Source organism: Daejeonella sp. (assembly GCF_044348475.1).
Taxonomy (GTDB): domain Bacteria; phylum Bacteroidota; class Bacteroidia; order Sphingobacteriales; family Sphingobacteriaceae; genus Daejeonella.
Window position 1 is genome coordinate 1 of the sequence record NZ_JBIKSU010000129.1, and the last position, 4,339, is coordinate 4,339.

A 4,339-nucleotide genomic window follows, 5' to 3' on the forward strand; every position below is an offset into this window, starting at 1 on the left:
TACTCTACCGCACATATGCTATAATTTTAATAAATAAATAGATAAACAAAAGACCGGCATTTTAGTAGAAAAAATTCTGCAGTTTTACTCCTAGAATGTTTGAAATCATCTCCATAATATTTCTGAAACCCAATCTAAAAATCCGAAATTAGATTATTCAATCCTCAAATTAAGGCTAGTTCCACCAATAAGTAAACTTCAAAACCAGAGCGCGATTTCTAACAGCAAATGGAGAAGGAAAATAGTTATCCGTAAAAACAAGAAAAAGATCACTGGCTGGTTTATAACGCCATTGAAAACGGGTATTCAAATTGATATTCTTTTGCTGGTTATTATACTGTACAAACGTGGTAAGAAACAGTTTATTACTAAAAGTAAAATCGGTTCGGGGGCCTACAAGCCAGAAATTAGTCACTCCCCATGGCTGTGGCAATACAATATGATTATAGCTGGTGCTCATAGCAATATTGACATACGGCTGAAAGCGATAGCCTAGATCACCAGCCAGATTTAACCTGTTCCCATTCGCAAAATAACCACCATACTGCCCACTAAGGCTATAGGTATACATCTTTTGAGGTTTAGATGCATAATTGAATCCACCGGCCTTCCAAACATGCTCTGTTCCAGAAGCTAAACTTCCTTTTCCTGTATTAACCGGATCGAATGGCCTTTGCAAACGAATGTAATTATCAGAAGTCCATACCTCAAAGGTGCTCTGACTACGTTGCGTGAACTTATAACCCAGCATTGTTTCATTATCTGTACGTCTGAAAGATCTATTAAAAAAATAGGTGGAACTAAAAACAGGGCCATGATTTAATACTTTACCTGCCTTTGGAAAGAATAAATAATTCAGTTTGGGATTAATTTTGAAATAATCTGTACGCGGAACATAACCCACTTCTGCTGTATAATTCTCACCAACAGACTCATGCTGCCAGCTCAAAAGCCATTTTCTTGTTGTGTATTGCAAGTTGGCTGCATGAACCAAATCATCACTATTTTTCTGAGGGCTAAATGACTTCAGAAACATTGATTTTCCTACCCAGCGATTATTGGAAGAAGCGAGGTTATATTCAAGCCCAACATTTCGATTATACAAGCTAAACGCTGGCTTAGCAGGATTTTCGAGTGGTGAATAATTAACTGATTGCTTATTAACAAACATAAAACGGATGTTCGACCTTGAAAAAACACGTCTTTGTAAAGCCAAAACAGCAAAATTCTGAGCCGGAAGCCCCGTTTCATCCATGCTTTTAGTTTGCATGTCCATTGCTCCTATCCGCCAATTCTTGTCAAGGCTTCCGCTCAGCCTAGCGCCAAACTCAATAGGCACTCCCAGTCCAATTCTTCTTGAAAAGAAAGGCCTAATTGTTGAATAGCCAAAATTGGCAAAGAGGTCGGCATTTTCTAGAAAGAATTGCCTGCGTTCCGGGAAAAATAATTCGAAACGATCCAGATTCGTTACCTGCCTGTCTACTTCAATTTGTGAAAAATCAGGATTGATGGTCAAATCTAGATTTAGTGAAGAGGTAATACCGATTTTGGCATCCGCACCGATTTCTTTCTTGAATTTTGTACTGGTATTAGTTTGATAATTTTTTGTCAATCCGCCAAGTACGTAAGGAATAACAGAAACATTGGTGCCCGCATCAGGTGGTGGATTATCCCAAAGAAGATTCCCGGTGTAGGCCAGCGATGCAACATTAAATTGTCGTGGTATTTTAGCCCAGGCTGATTTCTCAGGAACTTTTATATCAAGTCTGCTAAAATTGACACCCCAGGTTTTGATCCCTTTTTTATAACGTATAGATTTAAAAGGGATTGAGGCCTCAAATACCCAACGGTCATCATAATGCTTAACTTCAGAATACCATTTATTATCCCAGCTCAGATCGTATCCATTACTGTTGAAAATAAGGCCGTCCCATTGTGCGCCGGCGGCATTTACCCCAAAAGTAAATCCATTGGTCTGATCATCAAAGGGGTCAAGTATCAACAGAAAATTATCGTTCTTGGTATAGGCAAAATCACGTCTAAGCGATTCAACAGCATACAATTTGGCATTGGGCTGATAGCATACAGCTGAGATGTAGAGGTTATCCTTATCGTAGCTCATGCGTACCTCGGTCAATACCTTTGCAAAACTGGTATCCATAGGACCAACCATGAAAAAATCTTTTGCAGGCTCTGCATTTTTCCATGCATCTTCTTCCAAAAGCCCATCAATTACAACTGGAGCCCTAGTTTCAGCAATTCGAAGTTTATAGGCATTATTGATCTTCTGTGCAAAAACTGGTAAACCAGTTAGGAGGAAAGCAAACAGGAATAAATATTTCAAAATAAGACCATAATCAAAAGGTGAACAGCTATTCCCACCAATCTAAATTAGAAAAAAACAATTAAAAATGGGATTTGGATAGCGATTTCAAGCCGGATCAATGTAAGATCTCCATTACATGAGTACGGATATTCTCCCCTATTTTATCGATGGGAAGGTCATCAGGATCAGTTCCGAAAGGATCTTCAATAGACTCTGCTATCAGCTCCAAAGAGGCCATCACATAGAAAATAAAGGGGACGGCGGCAATCACAAAATATCCCATAGAAAAAACAAATCCAACGGGTAGAGTAAGCACATAAATAAAAATAAATTTCTTGATAAATGAGCTATATGACATTGGGATGGGGGTATTCTTAATGCGCTCGCAGGCACCGCACACATCCGTAAATGAACAAATTTCACTATTAATCACAATCAGCTGATCTCCACTGATCAAACCTTCCTTATACAAACTGTTGGTACGTGCAACGATCATGGAAGCTACTTGATTAGGTCCATGTTTTTTTGCATCAAATGTTTCAAATTCGGGATGTTCGATGGAATCAAGCATGAACTTTGTTTTATTTGAACGAAGATGAGCAAATAATGTATCGGCAAAAAGAGGGATTGATTTGATATAAAAACTACGATTCACCCGATCTTCTCGGCTAAGAAACGCATTCATTTTGATGGCAAAGCTGCGACTGGAATTAGTCAATGTACCCCATTGCTTTCGGGCTTCCCACCAGCGGTCGTACGCCGTATTGGTTCGAAATACCAAAAGAATTGACATCACAAAACCCAAGAGGTTGTGAACAATGGTAATATTCTTGACCCAAGCTACATCCGAAAGCTTAACATATTCAAGTTCCACATAAGCAATACCACCCGAGTACACAGACAATGCTAGCAAAAGCGGAAATAATTTGCGTGCTGTATCTGAGCGATGCAAATAAAACGTGGAATAGAACCAATCTTTAGGATTATAAACAATCATCATGCAAAATAAGGAAATGAATGGGGAATACGGAAATAGTTTAACAACTCACTCCTCTTCAAGAATTTTTAAAAACTAAAAAAATATATTCTCTTAAAGATACTTATTGTCAATGAGCCAGAATTTCAAATCATCCATCCAGCGGCTTGAAGTAGTTTTATTATTCATTCCAAAGCCATGATTACCCCCCGGATATAGAATTAAGGAGCTGTAAATCTTTAGTTTTAATAAAGATTGATAATAAACAATACTGTTAGCCACAGGAACAGGACTATCATTACTTGCGTGAACCAAGAATGCATGTGGTGTTTGAGCACTCACCTGCAATTCATTCGAAAATTTTCGCTTAGTTTCCTCTGAAGGATTATTACCAATCAAGTTATCTCTACTACCTTTATTTGCAAGGCTATCTGTGAAACTAATAACCGGATAAATAAGAACTGAAAAATCAGGGCGAAATGAAGTTTTTAGTGGGTTTGAAATGAGCGATTGACTGAAGTTAGTTGATAAGCTAGCCGCAAGATGTCCGCCAGCAGAAAAACCCATGATACCTATTTTGGAGGGGTCTATATTCCATTCCTTAGCATTTTCACGTAGTAATTGTATCGATCTTTGAGCATCTTGTAATGGCCCTATAGATTTGTCAACCATAATTAGATCGTCTGGTAAACGATACTTTAGAACAAATGCAGAAATACCCAATTTGCTAAGTGCTTGGGCAACGTCTGAGCCTTCACTGCTTGAAGCTAATGCTCCATATCCACCACCTGGGCAAATAATTACAGCGCTATGTATATCAGAAACTTTTGCTGGTTTATACCAAATTAGGGTAGGATTTGAAACGTAGCGGGTAATCATTAAACCATCTTTATTACGTGCTGACACTTCTCTGTCTATTGATGGCTTGCTATTTGGGATAATACCATCATATAATGAAATTATTTCCTGACCCTTTAATGAATCAGATAAACTAATAATTCCTAGAAAAACAATAAAATATATAACCCTATGCATAA

At 38.0% G+C, this 4,339-nt stretch carries 3 protein-coding genes; all 3 read right to left on the reverse strand.

The window, feature by feature from the left end; genetic code table 11:
* Positions 1 to 175 precede the first annotated feature (175 nt).
* Positions 176 to 2,344 (reverse strand): DUF5916 domain-containing protein, encoded by a 2,169-nt coding sequence (locus ACIQZ6_RS12135; RefSeq protein ID WP_395811466.1) that lies wholly within the window; start codon positions 2,342 to 2,344, stop codon positions 176 to 178.
* 97 nt (positions 2,345 to 2,441) lie between these two features.
* Positions 2,442 to 3,326, reverse strand: coding sequence for a bestrophin family protein (locus tag ACIQZ6_RS12140; protein ID WP_395811468.1), 885 nt, complete (start codon positions 3,324 to 3,326; stop codon positions 2,442 to 2,444).
* 90 nt (positions 3,327 to 3,416) lie between these two features.
* A partial coding sequence (locus tag ACIQZ6_RS12145) for an alpha/beta hydrolase (RefSeq protein ID WP_395811470.1) occupies positions 3,417 to 4,339 on the reverse strand: 923 nt, incomplete at its 5' end.